We start from the raw sequence: 19,505 nt of genomic DNA, 5'->3' as shown, positions 1-19,505 counted from the left end.
GTGTAAATGATCTCTCTTTTGAAAAGTATCGGCTTTGGCCTCTCTTTATCTCTTCTTATCTGCAGCCAGCCAGCCCTTGTTCATGCTCAGCCGACTTTAAACATTGAGGTACACAATAGTCAAAACCAATTGCTGAGCTTAGATGAATTTAAGGGTCAGGTGGTTTATGTGGATTTTTGGGCCTCCTGGTGTGGCCCCTGTCGTAAGTCTTTTCCCTGGCTCAATGCCATGCATGACAAGTATCAACAACAGGGCTTAGCCATTGTCGCCATCAATTTAGATGAGGATAAGGCCGCCGCTGAAAAATTCTTAGCCGCTTTTCCTGCACGCTTTCACGTTAGGTTTGATCCTCAAGGTAAATCGGCACAAACATTTGATCTACAAGGCATGCCCAGTAGCTATATTTTCAATCGTAAAGGAGAACTGGTACAGCAACATGTCGGGTTCTTTAGCGAGCATGCTAAAAATTACGAACGTAATTTAAGTCAATTACTCAAGGAGCTTCCATGAAGAAAACATTGATAGCATTAGCGATATTAACGAGCTTATCAGCTTGTTCGATCTTAGGCGTTCAACCTTGGGAAAAACAACAACTCGCCCGCAGTGACATGGCACTAAATAGCGAAAAACTCGACTTATCCCTTGATGACCATATCTATTTCAGCAAGGAGGGAAGCAGTGGTGGTCGAGCCTTTGCTGGGGGAGGCTGTGGATGCAATTGACTGAAAAAAACAATATCGCTAACGCCTTGGCTTTAGCGAGTATCAGCTTAATCGGTCAGCACAGTTATGCGAGTGAGCCAGTTGCTGGCGATCATGATGATTGGAATGTCGATGCGGCGATCATGTATTACGGTGAGAAAAATAGAGTACAAGCTGTTGAAGCTATCGGTAATGTGCAAATGGCCTTCGGCGACACCTCATTACTTGACATAAAAATCGTCTTTGACGGTTTAACCGGCGCTTCCGCCTCTGGTGCTGTCGCTCAAAGTCAGGCTCAAACGTTTACTCGTCCATCTGGTCATGGCGAATATGTAATTAAAGCGGGTGAAACGCCCCTTGATGATACCTTTCATGATACTCGAGTTCAGCTCAGTGCCAACTGGAGCGAAACCCTATCGACACAGTGGAAAGTAAACGGGGGACTATACGGTTCTAAAGAGTTCGATTACACCTCCTTAGGTGCTAATGCGGGCATTGAGCATGGCTTTAACAAAGACAACACCACATTAGCTTTATCGGGCTCATACACATTCGATACCATTGACCCCATTAGCGGGCGTCCAGTTCCACTGTCACAGATGGCATTGAGAGCAAATTATGATACCGAAGCTGCTTTTCAAACGGCCTTTAATCAAACCCGAAATACAGCTTCAGATGATAAACAGACGGCAGACATCTTGTTCAGTGTCACTCAAGTGCTTAACACTCATTGGTTATTTCAAGCCAATTATGGCCTGTCGAGTGTGTCAGGTTACCTGACCGATCCATATAAAATACTTAGCCAAGTCGACAGCAGTGGTACAACCCAAAGCTACCTGTATGAGAATCGTCCTGACTCACGCTTAAAACATAGTTTTTATATGATGACCAAAGGTGCTCTAGATTCCGGTGTGGTGGATTTTTCTTATCGCTATACAACTGATGACTGGAGCTTGAGTTCCCATACCTTAGAAACTCATTATCGTTACTATTTCGGCGGTCATTTTTATGCTCAAATACACTTAAGGTATTACCAGCAGCAAGCAGCTGATTTTTATCAAACTTTCTTGCTTGCAGGAGACCCTTTAGCTGAATATGCCAGTGCTGATTATCGCATTGGTGATATGACCACCTACACCTTTGGGCTTAAGTTCAGCCAAGGTTTATCTGGCGGACATGAGCTAAGTTACCGATTAGAGTATTATCAACAAAATCCTGAAAGCAATGGCACTGTGCTAATAGGTCAATTGCAACAGCATGATCTGTTTCCAGCAGTAAAAGCCATCATCGCCCAATTTAGTTACTCTTTTTAACTGAGTTACATTAACAGGAAAGATCAACAATAGATGAAACACCGATGAATTATCAATTAACGGTAACTCAATGGGGTTACAAAGGCATTTTTCGTGCCATGGCCAGCCCCTGTGAACTGCTTATAGCCAGTGATGATCCTAAAACCGCCAATGCAATCATGATACTAGCCGTTGCAGAAGCGGCGCGAATTGAGCAGAAATACAGCCGGTTTATCACTAATAATCTTGTTTGGGATATCAATCATGCTCAAGGTGATCTAATAATCATCGATAGTGAAACGGCTCATCTTCTCACCTTCGCTGCACAATGTTATCAACTCAGCGACGGGCTATTTGATATTAGCGCCGGGCCATTAATGACACTCTGGCGTTTCGATGGCAGTGGCGATATCCCCTCAAAAGATGAAATAGACGAAGCTCGTGCTCGAGTGGATTTTTCTCGCGTTGGTTTTACCGACACTGAACTAACACTTCCAAAAGGGATGTCGTTAGATTTTGGCGGAATAGCTAAAGAGTACGCCGTTGATAGCGTCGCCCACCAACTTGCAACACAGTGGCCACAGATCTCGATACTAGTTAATTTTGGTGGTGATATTGGCTGCCCCGTCGCCAAATCGAGTGACACTTCCCCATGGCAGATCGGTATCGAAAATCCTAACGCCTTAGATAACGTAGCAGCAGTACTGCAGATCCGCCATGGTGCCTTGGCCACTAGCGGCGATACTCGACGCTTTATCGAAAAAGATGGCCTACGATTCGGTCATATTATCGATCCTCGCAGCGGCAATCCCGTCGCCAACGCCCCTAGTTCCGTTACTGTACTCGGACCCAATTGCGTCACCGCAGGCATGTTAGCCACCATGGCGATGTTACAGGGGGCAAACGCCGAAACATTCTTAAAAGAACAAAAATTGAACTTCAAAGTGTTTAGGTAATCATATAGTTAAACTAAGTGGCAAAGAGTGAAACTGACTCGTTTCACATACAGATTGAACAAGGGTTTTTTCACTAAATCCCAATACCACATGTTATATTAGCGCCCATTCGATCCCGTATGACAATTTAAGGCTAAATCAATGAAAGTAGGTATCATAGGTGCAATGGAGCCAGAAGTGGCTCACTTAATCGCTTCGATGGACAATGCAGAATCGCAAACCATTGCTGGTATTGAATTTGTTGCAGGCACATTAGACGGTAAAGATGTTATCGTTACTCGCTCAGGCATTGGTAAAGTTGCCGCCAGTATCGCCACGACCTTGCTTATTGAAAAATACGCACCCGATGCTGTGATCAACACGGGCTCGGCTGGGGGCTTTGTCGATTCACTGGCTATCGGCGATATCGTAATCTCCTCAGAAGTGCGTCACCACGATGTGGATGTGACTGCATTTGGTTATGAAATAGGTCAAATGGCTCAGCAACCCGCTGCATTTATGCCTGATGAAAAACTGAAAGCGGCAGCCAATAAAGCCATAGCAAGTCTTGGCGAAGTCAAAGCCATTGAAGGACTAATCTGTACCGGTGATAGCTTTATCTGCGATCCAGTTCGCACTAAGACCATGTTGGAACACTTCCCAACAATGGCAGCGTGTGAAATGGAAGGCGCTGCCATCGCGCAGGTGTGTCATCAGTTTGGAGTACCATTTGTGGTTATTCGTTCACTGTCAGACAATGCTAACAACGATTCACCAGTGGACTTCGACTCATACATAGTCAAAGCAGGCCATCACTCAGCACTTATGGTTATGGCACTGCTTAACCATCTATAATTAGTTCTATTTAAACAGCTAAAAATAAGGCTAATATAATGGTTCCGGAGTTTGCACAACTGCTACTCAATGATTCCCCTCTTTATCAGGGAACCATGATCCTTTTTATTAGTCTTCTTCTCTCTAAAATCGCACCACTGCCCCGAGCTGTCCAACCTTTAGTCGCTTTCGGTTTTCTCGCGAAGGAGATGGCAGTAAAAGTTAATCGTAACAATAGAAGTCATTCCCAACAGATCATCGCAGGCGCCCTATCTGCCCTGCTGCTGGTCTTTCCCTTTTGGGCGATTATCACATTCATGTTGCAATTGGCGGCCTTCCCTTGGTTTTTTGAGTTCATCATCCTCTATATTTGTCTTAATGATGAAAATTTTAATATCGTCGCCGAGGAAGTTAACCGCGCCATGAACCATAAAGATAAAGCCAGAGCACGCATGATATTGACCCCTTGGCTTACCCGAGATACTCAAGATCTCAGTGATGTGGGATTAAGTAAAGCAACCATCGAAAAGCTCGTCACCGCGCCAGTTTATGGCACAGTTGCCAGTGTGCTTTTTTTTGCCATCGGCGGTGCACCTTTAGTTCTCGCTGCCCGTATGTTAAAACAACTTGAGCTTTGTTGGTTACCAATCAACCCAAAGTATCGCTACTTCTCTCGCCCTGTCTATCTGGTCAATACCTTACTATTTGCCCTACCCAGTTTGCTCTGGAATCTGAGTTTAGCCATTCAAGGCGGGCCAAAAAGTTTAGCTTCTCTGTTTAAACCTATCGGCGTAAATGGTCGTATTTACCACGAAATTCAAACCTGTGCTATTGCGGCCAGCGTGCTAAATATCGAACTCGGTGGCCCAATGAAGTTTAATGGCATTAGAGTCAATACCACTAAACTGAACTACGGCCCGCTACCTAAGCAAAACGCAATACGCGACGCCATTAAAATAGCTAGGATGAGTCAATCTATTTGGATCGGGTTTGTGATTTTAATCCCAACAATCTGGGCCGGTTTGCGTTATTTACAAGTCGGTTGAACAGAATGACTGATCATCGCTATTGCTGCTATGGACTTAATTTTACGCCTTGGTATTATCTAAGGATTAATCACTCTTTTTTATAGGCTAGGCAATTGTTAGAAAATATCCATGTGTCGTTAACCACTCCCGCGCTGTTATTTCCGGCGATCTCTTTACTATTACTTGCCTATACCAACCGTTTTTTCGCATTAGCCGCCTTGATCAGAAACCTAAGCAGTACAGGAAAACCCATTCAGACTGAACAACTTAAAAACCTTCGGCAAAGGATAAGTATAATACGGCGCATGCAGGAGTCAGGTGTCATGAGTTTTGCCCTATGTGTACTGTGTATGCTCTTCATCTATATTGGTCTCAATGAGGTAGGCTCTTTTATCTTTGGTTGTAGCCTGCTGTTACTACTTTACTCACTGCTACTTTCCGTTATCGAGATCCGTATCTCTGTGGTCGCGCTAAACTATCATCTTGAAGAGTTGGATCAATGACCTCTTGGTTCTACTTTTTTGACCTATGTGGTACTGCCGTTTTTGCACTCTCTGGTGCACTTGCCGCCGGTCGTCACCGAATGGACCCTTTTGGTGTAATAGTGCTTGCTTCAGTTACTGCCGTCGGTGGCGGTAGCATTCGCGATGCTTTGTTAGGAGCGACTCCCGTGTTTTGGATCCGCGATCCAAACTACATCATGGTGATCCTTCTCACCGTGTTATTGACCATGCTTGTGATTCGTAAACCTAAACGCGTCCCTCAACATACCTTACCCGTCGCCGATGCCTTAGGTTTAGCTCTATTTACGGTTATTGGCGCCGAAAAAGCCCTGAGCCTTGAGTTAGGAGGTATGATTGCCGTGGTCATGGGTTTAATAACCGGTGTGGGAGGAGGCATAATTCGAGACCTCTTGTGTCGTCAGATTCCTATGATTCTGCGAACAGAGATTTATGCTACGGCTTCTATTTTAGGCGGGATCAGTTACACTCTTAGCCTGCACTTTGGTATGCAAGATAAACACGCACTTGTGTTAGCCATGCTTATCGCATTAGGTATACGACTTGCTGCAATTAAATGGCACTTGTCGCTTCCGGCATTCGATCTGAAAAACAACCTACAGAAAATGAAATAATGATATTGCGCTATCTCTGTCTCATACTGACATTTATGACTCTTCCTTCCATGGCCGCTAATGGAGAGATGCCTCTAGAACAACAGTTAGCGGTCAAGTATATTAAAGCCCTCACCGATCATGACTATCAGACTTTAGTCGCTTTTTATAACCGTGAAAGTGTCTTTAACGATAGAACCGCAGGGAAGAAATACACGGGGAAACGTCATATTCTCAGTTTCCTAAAACGGGCCCATCAAGGAGTGTTGGAGTATGGTTTCAATATCGAACATATGTTTAATTCAGGCTCCTTAGTGGTCATGATTGGCAGTTATCACTACAAGGGCCCAGGTGAGCAATTTGGTAAGCCAGGGAAAATAATCGACTTAGCCATACCCGGTGTAACAACCGTAAAACTAGATATGGATACGCATAGAGTAAAAGAGCATGAAGATCTCATGGATTATCAAACCATGGCTGATCAGTTAGCGATTCAGTAACTGCGTAAATCCATATTCTAAGCCTAGAAAACAGCTAAAAAAACGGCCTCTAATTCTAATCGCAAGACTAGAGGCCGTTTATCTTTAGTTTAAGGTTATTAAACTAAAGTAATTTTAGCGAACTTGCGCTTACCAACTTGGAATACACCCGTCATGCCAGCACTTAGCTGAAGACGTGTATCTTCAATCTTAGCACCATCAATTTTAGCCGCACCTTGCTTAATCATACGCATGCCGTCTGAAGTAGAACTCACCAAACCAGCTTCTTTTAATAAATTAGCAATGGCAATACCTTCACCGGCAACGATTTCAATCTCTTCGATATCATCCGGAAGCGCGCCCTTCTGAAAACGGTTGATAAACTCTTGATGAGCCGCTTGTGCTGCATCTTCATCATGAAAACGCGCAATAATCTCTTTTGCTAGGGCTATCTTGATATCACGTGGGTTAGTGCCCTGCTCAACATCAAGTTTAAACTGCTCAATTTCGCTTAATGGGCGGAAAGAGAGAAGCTCAAGGTAACGCCACATCAGATCATCAGAAATTGACATGATTTTGCCGAACATCTCACCAGCTGGCTCACTCACACCGATATAGTTATGCGCCGACTTAGACATCTTCTTGACGCCATCGAGTCCCTCTAACAAAGGCATCATGATCACGGTTTGCGGCTTCTGGCCAGCAGACTTTTGCAATTCACGTCCCATCAACAAGTTAAATTTCTGATCCGTTCCACCCAGCTCAACATCGGCTTCTAGCGCAACAGAGTCGTAACCTTGCAGCAGTGGGTACATAAACTCATGGATAGCAATTGACTGACCAGAACCATAACGTTTCTTAAAGTCATCACGCTCCATCATACGCGCAACGGTCTGCTGTGATGCTAGACGGATCATGCCTGCAGCGCCTAATGGCTCTAGCCAGGTGGAATTAAATACAATGCGTGTCTTTGCTGGATCTAGAATCTTATAAACTTGCTGTTTATACGTTTCAGCATTTGCCAGCACTTGTTCACGGGTTAACGGAGGACGAGTGTTGTTCTTACCGCTTGGATCGCCAACCATGCCAGTGAAGTCACCGATAAGGAAGATAACTTCATGACCGAGCTCCTGAAAGGTACGCATCTTGTTCAAGATAACCGTATGACCTAAATGAATATCAGGAGCGGTAGGATCAGCTCCAAGCTTAATACGTAAAGGACGCCCCTCTTTCAACTTTTCCAGCAGATCCGCTTCGAGTAAAATCTCATCGGTACCACGTTTAATTTCTGCTAATGCTTGGTCTAAATCCGCCATCTCGCCAGCTACTCCAAAGAGCCTATTAATCAAATAAAGAGAGCCATGTTACTTGTTAGCCAGCACAATTGAAAGCGTGTACACTTAAGGGATCGCGATAAATATCAAATTGCTACTTAGCTCAATGGAAAGGGTTCGATGGGAAAGGTTATAACGTTATTACAATTGCTGCCTAAAAAGCACCAAATACTGCTCGCTGTATTAGTTTGTGCGACCTTAATCATCTTAGTGTTACCTGCCGATGATGTCCAAGCCTCTAAAAACACCAATAATGCACTTTCAGGCCGTATTGAGCTTCGCCAAACAAACGACGCATCAGCTAACAAGATAAACAACCAAGAGCAGCTAAAAGTACCACTCGCTTTTCGCACACCAACACCACCCCGTTCAAACAATTTAAACCCAAAAGATCTCAACGAAGCAACAGTCGCCATGTCCGAAAGCTCAATGGCAGCACTTAAAGCCGAACAAGATGAGAGAGATCATACAGAAACATTCAAAGTAAAAAGTGGCGATACCTTAGCTGCCCTGTTTAACCGTGCAGATCTAAGTGCTCGTGATGTTTATGAGATCACCTTATTGCCTAAAGCTAAGAAACATCTACTTAAAATCATGCCCGGTCAGGAGATCATGATAGCGAAGAATACTAAAGGCGAATTTACTAAGCTTAAGTTCCATTTAGACCCGGTTTCAACCTTGGTCATCAGCAAAGATAATCATGGCTACGAAGAAAATATTGTTAATAAGCAGATAGAAACTCGTTCAAAATTCACTAGTGCGACGATCAATAGTAACTTCTGGAATGCAGGAGTCAGTGCAGGCTTAACCCCAAATCAAATCATGCAGCTCGCCACTATTTTCGGCTGGGATATCGACTTTGCCTTAGATCTCAGAAAAGATGATAATTTCTCCATCATCTTCGAAGAGGAGTTTGCCGACGGTGAGTTCCTGCGTAACGGTCACATTCTCGCCGCTGAATTTTTCAACCAAGGTGACCGCTACACTGCAGTGCGTTATACCGATGGTAACTACTATTCCGCAGAGGGTCGCAGCATGCGTAAAGCCTTCTTACGTTCACCTGTCGATTTTAAATATGTCAGCTCAAGCTTTAACCCTAAGCGCTTGCATCCAGTAACAGGCCAAGTGCGCGCTCATCGTGGCGTTGACTATGTTGCAGCTGTGGGGACACCAATAAAATCTGCTGGTAAAGGCCGTGTCATCAAATCAGCCTATAACCAGTACAATGGCAACTATGTATTTATTAAACACAATGACACATACACCACTAAATACTTGCACCTTAAGAAACGAAAAGTCAAACAGGGGGAAAGTGTTAAACAGGGACAGATCATCGGCACGTTAGGCGCAACTGGTCGAGTAACAGGGGCTCATCTTCACTATGAATTTATCGTTAATGGTAGCCATAGAAACCCACGAACCGTAAAGTTGCCACAATCTTTGCCTATTGCCAGTACAGAAAAGTCGACATTCTTAGCCCTTAGCGAGCAGATAATGACTAAGCTTCAACAAAATAAGCAAGTGCAACTTGCCTCCCAGTAAAGTTGTTAATCTTGATGATTAACTGAAACTTTATTGACTCTCATGACACAAGATCGAGCCCTTGATTAGTTCGAGAAAGAGTGATTAATACAAGATGAAAAAACGTTATTTTATCGGCTTAATGTCCGGCACTAGCATGGATGGCGTCGACGCGGTACTGGTCGACTTCAGCCAAGAACAAGCCACACTGATAGAAAGACACAGTCAGGACATACCAAAACATACCTTAAATGGGCTGCAACGCCTTTGTCTACCAGGAAGCGATGAGATCACGCGTTTAGGGCAACTCGATCGTAGTATTGGGCAACTGTTTGCCTCTGCCGTAAATGCATTGCTAGAAAAAGCCAACATTAGTAAAGAGGAAATCATTGCCATTGGCAGTCATGGGCAAACCGTCAGACATATGCCGAATCTGGATATGGGTTTCACTCTGCAGATTGGTGATCCTAATACCATCGCCGTCGAAACAGGCATTGATGTTATCGCTGACTTTAGGCGCAAAGACATTGCACTCGGTGGACAAGGTGCTCCTCTAGTCCCAGCATTTCATCAGCAGATGTTTTCCAAACCTGGGACCAACCGCATCATTGTTAATATTGGCGGTATCGCCAATCTGACCTATCTTCCTGGTGATGGGCAACCGGTATTGGGATTTGACACGGGTCCGGGAAATACACTTATCGATGCTTGGATCCAGCAAGTAAAGAATGAACATTACGACAAAGATGGCGCTTGGGCTGCCAGTGGCGTTACCGATGATAAGCTACTTACCCAGCTGCTTTCTCACTCTTACTTCTCCATGGTTTTTCCTAAAAGCACCGGTCGAGAATTATTTAATCATGCTTGGTTAGCGCAGCAAACTGCGGCATTTGCCCACCTTAGTGAAGCTGATATTCAATCCACCTTACTCGATGTAACTTGTCACAGCATAGCCAAGGAGGTGCTAACGCTCTCCGATGATGGTGAGCTATTTGTGTGTGGTGGTGGGGCATTTAATATTGAAATGATGTCACGGCTTAAGACCTTGCTACCAAGTTATCAACTCAGTTCAACGGCAGTGCTCGGCATGAATCCCCAATGGGTTGAGGGGATTGCTTTTGCTTGGCTTGCTATGAGGCATCATAGGGGGCTCTCGGGCAACTTACCGGCCGTTACAGGCGCGTCCCGAGAAGCGGTACTAGGCTCTTTCTTCCCAGCAATCTAATACCAATGATGAGGGCGTTAACGCCCTCATCATTGTAGTAATTTATGTTTTAACTTAATCACATCCCTTTTATGGTTTTCAAAAAGCGTAATCAACAGGCTATTACGGTCTGGAATATAGGTCATGGCACCTAAGCGTGGAATGCTACGAGAAGGCAATTTAAGAATAGGGGTAACCTGTTCGGTATTAAAACGCCAAAAGTTAATCAATTGATAACGGCTATGACTTTTTTTGAAATATATACCTTTCTCTGTCGCCACCCAGTTATAGTCTACATTGAAATCTTTAGCCGAAATGATCTCACTAATCACTTCAGGTTGTGATAATGATAAGCTCCACAAGCCATTACGGCCACTTTGAGTAAACACAAACTTATCTTCATCAATCATCTTACCTACGCGCATATTGATAGGACTGATCACCTTAGGTAAGAGATTATCTAGGTAAAACTCAGTGATCCCATCTTTCGTTCTTGCCAATACCATCTCATCTTTCCAGCCCCAACTCGGGCGATTATGATCAAGGTAAGGCGTAGCTAATATGCTGATATTGGATGTATTGATGTCAAGCACATGGATCTTATTGCCCTCATTCTTATCATCAGGGGCAAGAAAGGCCACCTTAGTGCCGTCATGGGACCAGCTAGGATAAGCAACACGGCGTTTAAGATCAGTATGTTGCTGCCTTGATTCACCATCCGGGTCGCTTGACCAAATTTCATTAAAACCGGTCTCATTAGACACATATACAATGCGCTTTGCCACTTCGGAATAATCAGGGTTACGGTAACTGTATTCAACTTGAAGTAGTGGGAAAGTTGCAGTCGGAATCGATTGCTCCAGCGCAAATGAAGCAATCTGATAATCCTGCATATAGTTAGAGTAAACAAGCTCGTTACTAAAGGGAATTGAACGGGGATAACTCATCCCCTCCACCTCTAATGGATGGATAACTCTATCTTCAATTCCAACAATATAGCCATTTCTGACACCGGAATTATCGGTACTAAAGATAAGACGCTCATTATCTTGATGCCAACTCAAGCCACGTATATCCTCTAAACCAAAAGTTAATCGCCTCTCTTCACCAGTATCGGTGTCACGGATAAAGATATCTTCAGAGATATTTCCAAATCGCCTCGCGATGGCGATCCATTTGCCGTCGGGGCTAAATGCCATATCACGATCTTTTGAGCCGCAATTTTCAGCACAAGAGAGCCGAATAGGCTCAGCTTCTTTGCTGGTTAAATCAAGTTGATAGATTCCGGAGTGATGACCATTACCTTCGTTCCATATATAAACTAAAGTTTTTCCGTCCGGTGAAATATCAATGGCTGCGCCATCGCTGTAGCAAGAGCCAAGCTTAGAGGCTTCATTACTGTCCAAATTCAATACAGTAAGATAACATTTGTCTTCATCTAGGTGCTCGGAGGGATAATAGAGCGCGCCACCGTCAGGACTCCACACCGCTCTATACTCTGATGTTTTTATAGAGGTTAACCGTTTAGGTGTTTCGGTCGGTTTAAGCAAATCTTTAAGGTACAAACTGGGGTGCCTATTATTACTACGACTGCTATAAACCAGCCATCTTCCATCCGGTGATACCGCTGGATAAAGTTCAGCACCAGTAGAGAGCGTCAGACGCTGTAACTCCGTCGGGGCATAACGGATACTATCTTGATAGAGATGAAATACACTGACTAGGCAAAAGATGGTAAAACATGTCAAACTAACAATGAGTAGCCTGCGATTATACAGAGTCAAATTCTGAACCTTAGCTTGCTCCTGTTGATATAGATCCGGCTCATCAACGAGATCTGACTCATTGAACTCAGGCGAAATAAGTAACCGATAGCCCATTTTCCTCACGGTTTCAATCGCCTGCTCGCCTTCAAGAAGTGGGTTAAGGTGTTTTCTCAGATGCCAGATGGCATTGGTTAATGCTTTAGTGCCCACATAGACGTTCCCTTCCCAAATCTTATCAATCAGCTCATCACGGGGCACTACTCTAGGATATTGACGTGCTAAATAACTTAGCAATTCAATAAACTTAGGTTGAACTGAAACTTTGCTTAGCTCAACCTCCTCGCCTCCTGGTACAGAGAAATTAAGGCTATTATCGTTTGGGTTTACCTCACAATTTCCGAGTTTAAAAACAGCCTCTTTTTTTATCTCTATCATCCTGCTCCCTATCTTGTCTTGAATTAATTTTTATTATGGCTCAAGTACAGACGTTAGATTTTACATCTATTCAACACAGATACAAGTCAGTTTTAATGCTGCAAATGAAATATAAGCGCATGATTAATAAAGTCATAGATGTTAAATAGATATAGAAACAACAAATAAACGACCCGCTACCGATTGCCGTCATCCATCAAATTAACTACAAGTATAACCAGTTAGCAACGAGAACTAATTTAGAAAAGAATCCAACGATATTCATCTAAAAAAATAAAAGCTGCGCCCTAATCAACGGCTAACGTCCATTTATCTGTTTTCCCTAGTTTCAGGAGATAAGAATGTTCCATCCCACCTTCTCAAGGTACACACTCATTACCTTTATTTTCCTGCTCTTATTCAGTAAAACGCCATTGAGTAGTGAATACCAGTTACCCACAAAACCATTACAGGACGTAGTAGAGCAGACAAAAAAAGTGAGCACTCGCTTATCTAATGATGGTCAGTGGCTAGCGGTACTCACTCCCAGAACACATCAATCAATTCAAACACTAGCAAAAGCCGAACGAAAACTTGCAGGGCTAAGGCTATCTCCGAAGCAACTCATTCCTAGCCGGATTAAATCCCGCTACCTCAGTATCGAGCTGATTAGCGTAAACTCAACGAATTTAAGTGCTAAACCTGAAGAGATCACACTTCCTCAGAATCTTGAGCTGACTAACGTTCAATTCTCCCCTAACAGTCGCTTTTTAAGTTTCATTGGATTATCTGAATCTGGCGCCGATCTCTACCTCTATGAAATAGCAACTAAGCTCACAACGAGGCTCAACCCTACTCGACTCAATGCCAGTCTTGGACTTAGCTATCATTGGCTAAACAGCAGTATGGGAGTGGTCACTAACCTAGTAATCGTTGGGGATCATGTCGATGTACAAACCGAAAGCATTAGCCCTAATATCAGTGAAACCTTAGGCAAGAAAGCACCAAGAAGGACCTATCAGGACCTATTGAAAAATGCCCAAGATGAGGCAGAATTCAGTGCATTAACCACCAGCCAATTGAGCATTATCTTCCTTGATGGCAACCTCACCAATATTGGCCAACCAGCAATAAATAGCAGCTATAGCCTCTCACCCGATGATCGATACCTCTTGGTTAAGCGTATCTCAGCGCCATTTTCTCATATGGTCAAATACTATGATTTCGCGCAAACGATAGAGGTTTTCCACACCTCTGGCAGCAAGCTGAGCACTCTTGCCCATCTGGAAAGTGGTGAATATCGACCACCGGGTAGCGACTCTGTCAAAAAAGGCCCACGAATGGTGCATTGGCGTAGTGATAAACCCAGTACTTTAGCCTATGTAAAAGCACTGGATAAGGGTGACAGCAGAACTGAAGTTTCACACAGAGATCAGTTACTGCAACTTGATGCCCCATTCAACTTAGCAGCTAAGATGCTGGTCAAGACGCCATGGAGGATCAGTAAGATCTCATGGGGCGAGCAGAACAAAGCCCTTATCACCGAGCGCAACTCAGATAAAAAACAGATACGAGTGAGCTTTCTGGATACACAAACACAAGTAGGTGATCCATTATCCCTTTGGTATCAAAAAGCGAGTCGTGATACTTACAAGGATCCCGGCAAGCTCTATCGTAAACCATTAACTCAAGATGGCCATTTGTTAGGTCGAGTATTCCACTTAGAAGACAACACCTTAGTTCATTACGGACTAGGTGCATCCCCTGAAGGATATCAACCATTTCTAAAATCATTAACCTTACCACAAGGCGATAATAAAACAGACAAGCAGAGCGCCCATACACTGTGGCGTTCATCGCAAAAACAGCTTGAAACGGTTAGGTATGTCGTAAACCTCAAGCCCTTGACCTTGGTCATTAATCGACAATCCAATGACAGCCCGTCACATTTAGTGCTATTAAATGTTGAATCAGGCAAAGAGAAGATCTTGTACCAAAAACAAGGCCCACTCAGTGCTTTCAAGGGAATGAGCAGGCAGCTTATTACTTATAAACGCAATGATGGACTGCCGCTTTCAGGGATCCTTTATCTACCATCGGGTTACAACAAAGAAGAGGGTCCACTTCCTGTGCTTATGTGGGCCTATCCTCGCGAATACAAAAATGCCGAAGTTGCGAGCCAGGTTAATTACTCTGTGAATCAGTACACTCAGATCAGCGCTAAGGGACCCATCCCTTTTATTGCCAACGGTTTTGCCATATTCGATAGAGTTGCCATGCCTATCATAGGCGAAGGTAAAGATAAGCCAAATGACAGCTTCAGAACTCAGTTGATCAACAATGCCACCGCTGCCATCGATACCCTAGTCGACATGGGTATTGCTGATAGAGAGCGTATTGCTATTGGTGGTCACTCCTATGGTGCATTTATGGTGGCAAACCTCTTAGCACATTCCGATCTTTTTGCTGCAGGTATTGCAAGAAGTGGCGCTTATAACCGCACCTTAACGCCTTTCGGCTTTCAACATGAGAAACGTAATTTTTGGGAAGCACCAAGCTTATATCAACAGATCTCTCCCTTTACCCACGCTGATAAAATCGATGAGCCCCTGTTATTAATGCACGGAGAAATGGATGCAAACTCAGGGACCTATCCAATGCAATCTGCCCGTTTGTATAAAGCTATCCGGGGTCTAGGGGGACAAGCCAGACTCGTCACCTTCCCTTTTGAGAGCCACAGCTATAAAGCAAAAGAGTCGATTCTGCACATGCTTTGGGAGCAGGAAAACTGGCTTAAGTTGCACCTTAAACAACCCAAACTAACTCATGGCAACAACACTTAACACAAAATAATAGGGACTTGAGTCCCATTCCACTAACCAGCTCATCGCTCTGTAATCTATTAAATGCTTCTGAGCGGTGGAGCTGAATTCAGTGCGACGTTAATTATTGGCTCAGTTATTTCAAGGGCCATTTCTGGGAAAATATACCTATGCATCACCTTAGCAAACTTTTCATTGTTTCAGCTTTTTGCAGCAGTTTTACAGCACTACCCGCATTCGCTCAAGGCACTCCATCCCCCCATTTAACTGGCAACGAGCAATTACCACGAAATATTATCTATCTTATCGGAGATGGTATGGGACCTGCTTATACCTCAGCATATCGCTACTATGCCGACGACGCATCTACCAAAACCGTGGAAAAGACCATCTTTGATCAACTTCTTGTCGGTATGTCCAGCACATACCCCGATGATGACACTTATGTCACCGATTCGGCTTCATCTGCTACTGCACTCGCCACCAGCCATAAAACCTATAATGGTGCCATCTCAGTGGATCACTTACACAACCCTCTATCCACGATGTTCGAAATAGCTAAAGGACAAGGTAAGGTAACCGCAGTCGTGGTCACGTCCCAGATAAACCATGCCACGCCAGCCAGCTTTCTCGCTCACAATGAAAGTCGCCGAAACTATGACGCTATAGCCGACAGCTATCTGAGCAATGTAATCAACGGCCAACCAATGGCAGACTTAATGTTAGGCGGTGGTACTAAATACTTTGTCAGAGAGCATAGAGACTTAACCCAAGAGTTCACACAACTCGGTTATCAGTACATCAATAATATTAATGAATTAAACACGATTGAGTCGCTGCCTGCATTAGGTTTATTTGCGTCTAAAGGCTTACCTTTCGCCTTAGGAAGTAAAGATCCCTTAAGATTAACCACCATGACTCACACCGCACTTGAGTTGCTCGCAGCTCAAGAGACGCCATTTGTACTAATGGTTGAAGCCAGTCAAATAGATTGGTGCGGTCACAAAAATGACATCGCTTGTGCCATGGCCGAAATGCACGATTTTGCCAGCACTCTACAGTTAGTTAAATCATTTATAGACGCCAATCCCGATACGCTGCTGGTGGCAACGGCTGATCACTCTACTGGTGGACTGACACTCGGCAATGAAGGTACCTATCAGTGGAAAGGCAAGTTACTTCATAATGTTACCAGCTTACCTCATGTTATTGCACAGGCAATCATTGACGATCTTAACGTGCTTAATACTGCCACCTCTTTGTCCACGTTTTTATCACAGCATATAAGTTTGGATATCGACGCTAAAAACTTAGATTCTCTGCGGCTTCAGCTCAGCAGTCGCGTAAAACAAGATAAACCGAATAAGCTCATTGAAAAGGATTTACTGCACTTTATCGATAAAATCACTTACACCGGTTGGACCACGAGCGGACATACCGCTATCGATGTGCCCATTTTTGCCTATGGCAAAGGTCAGCAATATTTCACCGGCCACAAAGATAATACCGAAATAGGCGCCAGTTTAATCAATATTATTAACGGACAAATAAAGTAACGCAGCAAAGAGGCTAATACTTAAAAATGTAACAAAATTGATAATAAAATTCGCATCCACACTTGATTAGTGACTCATAAAGTAGTTAAGTCTAATGATTAGGCGTCACACTCAGTATTACCCCAACTCTGAGGCTGATGACCATACATAAGGAACGATTAAATGAATATGACTCAAAAAATGACTGCAGAATTTATTGGTACGCTTTGGCTTGTTTTAGGTGGCTGTGGTAGCGCCGTATTAGCTGCCGCCTTTCCCGAATTAGGAATAGGATTTCTAGGTGTTGCATTTGCTTTCGGTCTTACCGTACTCACCATGGCCTACGCCGTGGGCCATATTTCAGGTTGCCACCTCAACCCCGCTGTATCTATAGGGTTATGGGCAGGAGGACGCTTCCCCGCTAATGAACTATTACCCTATATCATCGCTCAGGTTGCTGGTGGTATTGCTGGTGCAGGAATTTTGTATCTTATCGCCTCTGGTAATGCTGATTTTAGCCTTGCCGATGGTTTTGCCGCTAACGGATATGGCGATCACTCACCAGGGGGCTATAACCTAACCTCGGCTATAGTGATTGAGGTTGTCATGTCTATATTCTTCCTCTTGATAATCTTAGGTGCTACCGATAAACGCTCTCCCCAAGGGTTTGCCCCTATCGCGATTGGTTTAGGGCTCACCTTGATCCACCTTATCAGTATTCCTGTCACTAACACTTCAGTTAACCCTGCCCGCAGCACCGGCCCAGCACTCTTTGTGGGTGATTGGGCGACCTCACAGTTGTGGCTATTTTGGGTAGCGCCTATCGCAGGTGCCATTTTAGCTGGAATGATCTACAAGGTTTTTGACACTAAAGAGAGTTAGTGACTTTCATTTCTACTCAACGCTAAACCAAAACGACGCTCAGCTACTCAGTTAAGCGTCGTTTTGGTTACTTTTATCAACCAAAATACTTAAATCAACCAATTTCTCAGCGGCGATACGCTAAAACCTTTTAATATCCATCCGACGAGATGCTATTATCTGCATCAATTGGCTCAGGCCCAAGCAAATAGATGAGATAAACCATGAGTAAAAGCGCAAAAGAAGCAAGTCAGATGACACCCGAAGCCAGATATGACTACTTCGTCGAGCAGGCTAAGGAGCATAAAACACTTTGGACACTACAAGACAATGATGGTTGCGTAATGCTAACCACTGATGATGAAGATTGCATCCCGATGTGGCCAAGCGAAGAAGCTGCAAACCTATGGGCTATTGATGACTGGAAAGAGTGTACTCCACTGTCTATCCCGTTGGATGAATGGTTAGAGCGTTGGGTTCCAGGAATGCAAGATGATGATCTGTTCGTGGCTGTATTCCCTGTTCAAGACGACTTAGGTGTTGTTATTGAGCCTTTTGAGGTTGAACAACGTTTAGCTCCAAAAAAGCAGCAAAAACACTAGTTCAAGTTAAACAGGGAGAAACAACTTGGATCCTAAAGCCTCTAAAGCCGTAGACAAGAAAAGTGCAGAGACTGAGACACAAGATCTGCCTACAACCAGTCATGTCGGCCTGACAAAGCATAAAACCAAGTTGCCTAAGCGGCTTGCAGCTCTCTGTCTTTTCTTCACTGTTGCCTCTATCAGCGGCATCATAGCAAAACAGGGGGTGCTCTTTTGTATACTCACCTTGCTAATGGTGGTTGCCATACTCGGTCGTCAAAGATCAGCCATGTATATGTTGCAAGGCTATACCGTGATACAGCTAGGTCTGATAAGCATGCTGCCGATTATCTTGTATGATCCCGACAACTTAGTGGTAGGCAATCCATCACTATTTAAGCTAGGTGGGTTCGAAGGTACAGTGCCTGACTACCTCATATTTGCCATATTGATCTTACTGTCTATGCTGCAGGTATGGATAGCGTTTACGCCTAAGGTTAAAGCCTACTTTAACAGTAAGATAAACTTGAATATTATGAATTAGCGCCAGCGTTCGAAGCAAAAAAAGCAGCGAGTTGCGAGTTCAAGAAATTAAATACAAAAAAACCAGCTGATGCTGGTTTTTTATGCTTGCTAACGGCGGGTTATCGATTAAACCGAGAAACTCGCGCCACAACCACAGGTTGTTGTTGCATTAGGGTTTTTCACGAAAAAACGAGAACCCTCAAGACCTGAAGTATAATCCACTTCACCGCCGACTAAATACTGCAGGCTCATGGGATCAACAACAAGTTGTACACCCTGTTTTTCCACAGTAAAGTCACCCTCGTTGACTTTCTCATCGAAAGTAAAACCATACTGAAAACCAGAACAACCACCACCGGTAACGTACACCCGCAGTTTCAACGCATCATTTTCTTCTTCTTCGAGCAAGGTTTTAACCTTTGATGCTGCGGCATCCGTAAACCGGATTGGCAATTCATCTTGTTCCGTCGCTTGTTCAGCTATTTCTTCAGACATTAGTACCTCTTACATCGATTAACTGAGCGGGATTATCCGATACCTGACCATTTTGTTCAAGTAT

Annotated in this window: 19 protein-coding genes; 16 read left to right on the top strand and 3 right to left on the bottom strand. The window is 44.0% G+C overall.

What is annotated here, in order from left to right; all coding sequences use genetic code 11:
• The first annotated feature begins 6 nt into the window (after positions 1–6).
• The 9 genes from HWQ47_RS07315 (at position 7) to HWQ47_RS07275 (ending at position 6,404) form a co-directional block, all read left to right on the top strand.
• Positions 7–510 carry a TlpA family protein disulfide reductase gene (locus HWQ47_RS07315; RefSeq protein ID WP_269970511.1) on the top strand — a complete coding sequence of 168 codons (504 nt, stop codon included), beginning with the start codon at positions 7–9 and terminating at the stop codon, positions 508–510.
• Positions 507–722 (top strand): DUF4266 domain-containing protein, encoded by a 216-nt coding sequence (locus HWQ47_RS07310; RefSeq protein WP_269970510.1) that lies wholly within the window; start codon positions 507–509, stop codon positions 720–722. Before HWQ47_RS07315 ends, HWQ47_RS07310 begins: the two co-directional genes overlap by 4 nt.
• On the top strand, positions 713–2,014 hold the full coding sequence (locus tag HWQ47_RS07305; protein WP_269970509.1) for a DUF3570 domain-containing protein: 1,302 nt from the start codon (positions 713–715) through the stop codon (positions 2,012–2,014). The genes HWQ47_RS07310 and HWQ47_RS07305 overlap by 10 nt, the downstream gene beginning before the upstream one ends.
• 44 nt (positions 2,015–2,058) lie before the next feature.
• On the top strand, positions 2,059–2,949 hold the full coding sequence (locus HWQ47_RS07300) for an FAD:protein FMN transferase (RefSeq protein WP_269970508.1): 891 nt from the start codon (positions 2,059–2,061) through the stop codon (positions 2,947–2,949).
• Positions 2,950–3,090: 141 nt separating this feature from the next.
• The gene (locus HWQ47_RS07295) at positions 3,091–3,783 is read left to right on the top strand and encodes a 5'-methylthioadenosine/adenosylhomocysteine nucleosidase (RefSeq protein WP_269970507.1); all 693 of its coding nucleotides are present in this window, start codon (positions 3,091–3,093) and stop codon (positions 3,781–3,783) included.
• A gap of 38 nt (positions 3,784–3,821) precedes the next feature.
• Positions 3,822–4,808, top strand: a complete 987-nt coding sequence (locus HWQ47_RS07290; protein ID WP_269970506.1) for a cobalamin biosynthesis protein CobD/CbiB — start codon at positions 3,822–3,824, stop codon at positions 4,806–4,808.
• 107 nt (positions 4,809–4,915) lie between these two features.
• The gene (locus tag HWQ47_RS07285; RefSeq protein WP_269971686.1) at positions 4,916–5,293 is read left to right on the top strand and encodes a DUF2721 domain-containing protein; all 378 of its coding nucleotides are present in this window, start codon (positions 4,916–4,918) and stop codon (positions 5,291–5,293) included.
• Entirely contained in the window at positions 5,290–5,925 is a 636-nt protein-coding gene (locus tag HWQ47_RS07280; protein WP_269970505.1) for a trimeric intracellular cation channel family protein, read from the top strand. The genes HWQ47_RS07285 and HWQ47_RS07280 overlap by 4 nt, the downstream gene beginning before the upstream one ends.
• 5 nt (positions 5,926–5,930) lie before the next feature.
• Entirely contained in the window at positions 5,931–6,404 is a 474-nt protein-coding gene (locus HWQ47_RS07275) for a nuclear transport factor 2 family protein (RefSeq protein WP_269971685.1), read from the top strand.
• Between the two features lie 98 nt (positions 6,405–6,502).
• On the opposite strand, the gene tyrS is transcribed toward HWQ47_RS07275, so the two are convergent.
• Positions 6,503–7,699 (bottom strand): tyrosine--tRNA ligase, encoded by a 1,197-nt coding sequence (gene tyrS / locus HWQ47_RS07270; RefSeq protein ID WP_269970504.1) that lies wholly within the window; start codon positions 7,697–7,699, stop codon positions 6,503–6,505.
• A 138-nt stretch (positions 7,700–7,837) separates the two neighbouring features.
• On the opposite strand from tyrS, the gene HWQ47_RS07265 reads away from it, so the two are divergent.
• Together HWQ47_RS07265 and HWQ47_RS07260 are read left to right on the top strand one after the other, a co-directional pair.
• Positions 7,838–9,259: a peptidoglycan DD-metalloendopeptidase family protein gene (locus HWQ47_RS07265; protein WP_269970503.1), complete on the top strand. Its 1,422-nt coding sequence runs from the start codon at positions 7,838–7,840 to the stop codon at positions 9,257–9,259.
• Positions 9,260–9,353: 94 nt separating this feature from the next.
• Entirely contained in the window at positions 9,354–10,463 is a 1,110-nt protein-coding gene (locus HWQ47_RS07260; RefSeq protein ID WP_269970502.1) for an anhydro-N-acetylmuramic acid kinase, read from the top strand.
• Between the two features lie 29 nt (positions 10,464–10,492).
• Here HWQ47_RS07260 and HWQ47_RS07255 read toward each other — a convergent pair whose 3' ends face one another.
• On the bottom strand, positions 10,493–12,643 hold the full coding sequence (locus HWQ47_RS07255) for a winged helix-turn-helix domain-containing protein (protein ID WP_269970501.1): 2,151 nt from the start codon (positions 12,641–12,643) through the stop codon (positions 10,493–10,495).
• Positions 12,644–12,984: 341 nt separating this feature from the next.
• Here HWQ47_RS07255 and HWQ47_RS07250 point away from each other — a divergent pair, with 341 nt between their 5' ends.
• The 5 genes from HWQ47_RS07250 (at position 12,985) to HWQ47_RS07230 (ending at position 18,965) form a co-directional block, all read left to right on the top strand.
• A complete protein-coding gene (locus HWQ47_RS07250) occupies positions 12,985–15,465 on the top strand; it encodes an alpha/beta hydrolase family protein (protein WP_269970500.1) in 2,481 nt (826 codons plus the stop codon).
• Positions 15,466–15,614: 149 nt separating this feature from the next.
• Complete coding sequence (locus HWQ47_RS07245; protein WP_269970499.1) at positions 15,615–17,000, top strand: alkaline phosphatase; 1,386 nt, start codon at positions 15,615–15,617, stop codon at positions 16,998–17,000.
• Positions 17,001–17,162: 162 nt separating this feature from the next.
• Positions 17,163–17,861, top strand: a complete 699-nt coding sequence (gene aqpZ, locus HWQ47_RS07240) for an aquaporin Z (RefSeq protein WP_269970498.1) — start codon at positions 17,163–17,165, stop codon at positions 17,859–17,861.
• A gap of 203 nt (positions 17,862–18,064) precedes the next feature.
• Positions 18,065–18,442, top strand: coding sequence for a DUF2750 domain-containing protein (locus tag HWQ47_RS07235; RefSeq protein WP_269970497.1), 378 nt, complete (start codon positions 18,065–18,067; stop codon positions 18,440–18,442).
• 85 nt (positions 18,443–18,527) lie between these two features.
• The gene (locus tag HWQ47_RS07230) at positions 18,528–18,965 is read left to right on the top strand and encodes a hypothetical protein (protein ID WP_269971684.1); all 438 of its coding nucleotides are present in this window, start codon (positions 18,528–18,530) and stop codon (positions 18,963–18,965) included.
• Between the two features lie 107 nt (positions 18,966–19,072).
• Here the strand turns inward: HWQ47_RS07230 and erpA are convergent, their stop codons facing one another.
• Positions 19,073–19,441 carry an iron-sulfur cluster insertion protein ErpA gene (gene erpA / locus HWQ47_RS07225; RefSeq protein ID WP_269970496.1) on the bottom strand — a complete coding sequence of 123 codons (369 nt, stop codon included), beginning with the start codon at positions 19,439–19,441 and terminating at the stop codon, positions 19,073–19,075.
• Between the last annotated feature and the right edge of the window lie 64 nt (positions 19,442–19,505).

The sequence above is a fragment of the Shewanella sp. MTB7 genome (genome assembly GCF_027571385.1).
GTDB lineage: Bacteria > Pseudomonadota > Gammaproteobacteria > Enterobacterales > Shewanellaceae > Shewanella.
This window is presented reverse-complemented; position numbering and strand designations above follow the sequence as displayed.

Bases quoted from the DNA above. Each gene is read 5' to 3' on its own strand.
- HWQ47_RS07265 (WP_269970503.1), top strand. From the start codon at position 7,838: ATGGGAAAGGTTATAACGTTATTACAATTGCTGCCTAAAAAGCACCAA.
- erpA (WP_269970496.1), bottom strand. From the start codon at position 19,441: ATGTCTGAAGAAATAGCTGAACAAGCGACGGAACAAGATGAATTGCCA.
- HWQ47_RS07315 (WP_269970511.1), top strand. From the start codon at position 7: ATGATCTCTCTTTTGAAAAGTATCGGCTTTGGCCTCTCTTTATCTCTT.
- HWQ47_RS07260 (WP_269970502.1), top strand. From the start codon at position 9,354: ATGAAAAAACGTTATTTTATCGGCTTAATGTCCGGCACTAGCATGGAT.
- HWQ47_RS07280 (WP_269970505.1), top strand. From the start codon at position 5,290: ATGACCTCTTGGTTCTACTTTTTTGACCTATGTGGTACTGCCGTTTTT.
- HWQ47_RS07305 (WP_269970509.1), top strand. From the start codon at position 713: ATGCAATTGACTGAAAAAAACAATATCGCTAACGCCTTGGCTTTAGCG.
- aqpZ (WP_269970498.1), top strand. From the start codon at position 17,163: ATGAATATGACTCAAAAAATGACTGCAGAATTTATTGGTACGCTTTGG.
- HWQ47_RS07295 (WP_269970507.1), top strand. From the start codon at position 3,091: ATGAAAGTAGGTATCATAGGTGCAATGGAGCCAGAAGTGGCTCACTTA.
- HWQ47_RS07250 (WP_269970500.1), top strand. From the start codon at position 12,985: ATGTTCCATCCCACCTTCTCAAGGTACACACTCATTACCTTTATTTTC.
- HWQ47_RS07290 (WP_269970506.1), top strand. From the start codon at position 3,822: ATGGTTCCGGAGTTTGCACAACTGCTACTCAATGATTCCCCTCTTTAT.
- HWQ47_RS07310 (WP_269970510.1), top strand. From the start codon at position 507: ATGAAGAAAACATTGATAGCATTAGCGATATTAACGAGCTTATCAGCT.
- tyrS (WP_269970504.1), bottom strand. From the start codon at position 7,699: ATGGCGGATTTAGACCAAGCATTAGCAGAAATTAAACGTGGTACCGAT.
- HWQ47_RS07245 (WP_269970499.1), top strand. From the start codon at position 15,615: ATGCATCACCTTAGCAAACTTTTCATTGTTTCAGCTTTTTGCAGCAGT.
- HWQ47_RS07255 (WP_269970501.1), bottom strand. From the start codon at position 12,643: ATGATAGAGATAAAAAAAGAGGCTGTTTTTAAACTCGGAAATTGTGAG.
- HWQ47_RS07300 (WP_269970508.1), top strand. From the start codon at position 2,059: ATGAATTATCAATTAACGGTAACTCAATGGGGTTACAAAGGCATTTTT.
- HWQ47_RS07235 (WP_269970497.1), top strand. From the start codon at position 18,065: ATGAGTAAAAGCGCAAAAGAAGCAAGTCAGATGACACCCGAAGCCAGA.